This window comes from Enterorhabdus sp. P55, assembly GCF_009911695.1.
GTDB lineage: Bacteria > Actinomycetota > Coriobacteriia > Coriobacteriales > Eggerthellaceae > Enterorhabdus.
In genome coordinates this window covers 1-2,794 of sequence record NZ_QWKK01000177.1, presented here as the reverse complement: position 1 = coordinate 2,794, position 2,794 = coordinate 1, and the positions used below count along the sequence as shown (strand labels likewise).

Below are 2,794 nucleotides of genomic sequence, written 5' to 3'. Positions count from 1 at the left end.
GGGGGGTGGGGGGGCCGGGGGGGCGGAGCCGAGCGCGCAGAAGGTTGCGGGGTCGAGGGGGGGTCGTGCAAGATTACCCCGCGAAACTGGCCAAAAGCGTCGAAATTCCGAGGTCCTCGGGCGTCTCATCGAGCAGCGAGCCCGCAAAACCCCAGGTCGCGCTTTTTACCCAACGACGAAAGAGGCGCTCTGACCCCAAATCAACGCCATCTGCCTCGGAATTTCGGCGCTTTTGGCCAGTTTGCACGCCAATTGCCGCGCTCGTTCTTGGGAATGCGGCGCGGCATGGCGTGGGAAGAGGCGGGCGCGAGCACGGAGTGCGAGACGGGGGGCCTGCGGCGGTCGCGTGACGGACGCGCAAAAGCGGCAGGCTGACTTGGACGGGGAGCAGTGCAGCCCTCTCGCCGTTTCGTATCCAATTTGGCGAGTTATCCGAGACGGAGTAGGGCCGCTTGAGCGCGAGTGGCGGCAAAAGGCCAGGTCGCGCTTTGAGCGAACGACCAAGGCCCTCCGATTCCGGGAAATCGGAGGGCCTTTGGCTCGGATAGCTCGCCAGATTGGATATGAAACCGCCAATCAGCACACGCCCTCCGGGAGCGCGCGGGGCGGCCGCCGAGATCAGAAGGGCGGCAGGGGGCGCCCAAGGCGGCGGCCCACCAAGTGCAGGCGCCGTTCCGGCAACAACCGCGCGCAAGGCGGCCGCCGGCTAGCCGATGCGCTCGTTTTCCAGCTCGTCCTCGAGGGCACGGGGCGCGCCGTCCTCAGACGCGGCGGGCGCGGTCTCGCCGCCGGCGGCAACGACACCGGCCTCCGTGCCGGCCACGGCCCCGGAGGCGGCGACGCCCGCAGCGACAGTCTCATCCGCGAGCGCGCCCTCCCCTGCCGAGACGGCCTCGCCGCGCTTGAGGGGGCGGCTGGCAGGCTGGGCGGCCAGCTCCTCGACGGCAGCCGCGGTGGGCGCGCCGTCGTCGGGCAGCACCACGTTGAGCAGGATGCCGGCCACCGAGCCCACGGCCAGGCCGGAGAACCCGATGGTCACACCGGCGACCACGATGGTGACAGCCCCGCTCGCGCTGTAGGCGATGCCGAGGGACAGCACGAGCACGATGGCCGTGATGAGCACGTTGCGGCTGCGGGTGAAGTCGACGTGGTTCTCCACGAGGTTGCGGATGCCCACCGCCGAGATCATGCCGTAGAGCACGAGCGAGACGCCGCCGATGACACAGGCGGGCATGGCGGCGATGACGGCCGCGAACTTGGGGCAGAACGAGAACACGATGGCGAACAGCGCCGCCAGACGCACGACGCGCGGGTCAAAGACGCGGGTGAGGGCGAGCACGCCGGTGTTCTCGCCGTAGGTGGTGTTGGCCGGCGCGCCGAACAGCGACGCCAGGATGGTGGCCAGGCCGTCGCCGAGGAGCGTGCGGTGCAGGCCGGGGTTGGCGATGTAGTTGCGGCCGCAGGTGGAGCTGATGGCCGACATGTCACCGATGTGCTCGATCATGGTGGCGAAGGCGAGCGGCATGATGGTGATGATGGCGGTGATGGCCAGCCCGGCGTTGAACCCAGGTCCGAAGAGGGAGAACACCGTGTTGTCCCACAGCACCGGCAGGCCGATCCAATCAGCCTCGGCCACCGGCGCGAAGTCGACCTCGCCCACGAGGGCCGCCACCAGATAGGCGCCGATGACGCCGAGCAGGATGGGGATAATACGGATCATGCCACGGCCCCAGATGTTGGCCACGATGATGATAGCGATGGCCACGAGGGCAACGGGCCAGTTGGTCTCGCAGTTGGCGATGGCCGACGAGGCGAGGATAAGCCCGATGGAGATGACGATGGGGCCGGTGACCACCGGCGGGAAGAAGCGCATGACGCGCAACGGCCCGAAGACGCGGAACAGCGCGGAGAGCACCAGATAGAGCAGACCCGCGCAGGCGACGCCCAGGCAGGCGTAGGGCAGAAGCTCGGCCTCGCCGTTGGGGGCAATAGCCGCGTAGCCGGCGATGAAGGCGAACGACGAGCCGAGGAATGCCGGCACCTGACCCTTCGAAATCAAGTGGAAGAGCAGCGTGCCGATGCCCGCGAACAGCAGCGTCGCCGAGACGGACAGGCCGGTCAGCGTGGGCACGAGGATGGTGGCGCCGAACATGGCGAACATGTGCTGGAGTCCGAAGAGCGCCATCCGAGGCGCGCCGAGGCTGCGCGCGTCATAGACGGCCTTGGCTCCAGGGGCCGCGGCGTCGTCGGCGACAGCCTGGTCTTGGGGAATGGTCTCCTGCTCGGTCATGGGTCCTCCGCTCCCGTGGGTTCCTCTCGCGGGCGCCCGAAGGCGCCGTGGGCGATAGTACCACGTCATGGTCGCTCCAAGCGAGGCGACGGGGCAGAACCCGCGCTTGTAAAGGTGAGCGCGACAGAGGGCGCGGGCGCGAAAGGGACCCATCTCGTGGCGAGCAAACACGGCTCTGCAACATTTTTCCGCGCGCAGGGCGACGCAGCTAGGTGAGATCCAAGCGTTTTCGCAGGTCGGCGCTGGCTAAGGCGGGATTTGCGACGCAAAAGGAAGCCAAACCCCACCGGAAAGGGTTGCAGAGCCGTGTTTGCTCGCCAGAAAAGGGGGCATTTGCCGCCCGGGCGGCCGAAGGGCAACGCCCCGAGGGGGCATCGACCGCGATGCGCCCGGAAGGCGGCGCCCTCCCCCCACGCGACGCAAAGGCACCGCCGAGGGCCCGGGCGGCAAGGCTGGGGGGGGAAGGCGCGAGCGCGGGGCAACGGCCGGGGCTCCTCGCGAGAG

The 2,794-nt window shown here is 68.8% G+C and carries 1 protein-coding gene; it reads right to left on the bottom strand.

Annotated elements, in window-relative coordinates:
- Positions 1–706: 706 nt before the first annotated feature.
- Positions 707–2,290, bottom strand: a complete 1,584-nt coding sequence (locus tag D1643_RS10480) for a uracil-xanthine permease family protein (RefSeq protein ID WP_236643561.1) — start codon at positions 2,288–2,290, stop codon at positions 707–709.
- Positions 2,291–2,794: the final 504 nt, after the last annotated feature.

What these genes read in the sequence shown, in the direction of transcription:
- D1643_RS10480 (WP_236643561.1), bottom strand. Translation starts at nt 2,290, where the DNA reads ATGACCGAGCAGGAGACCATTCCCCAAGACCAGGCTGTCGCCGACGAC.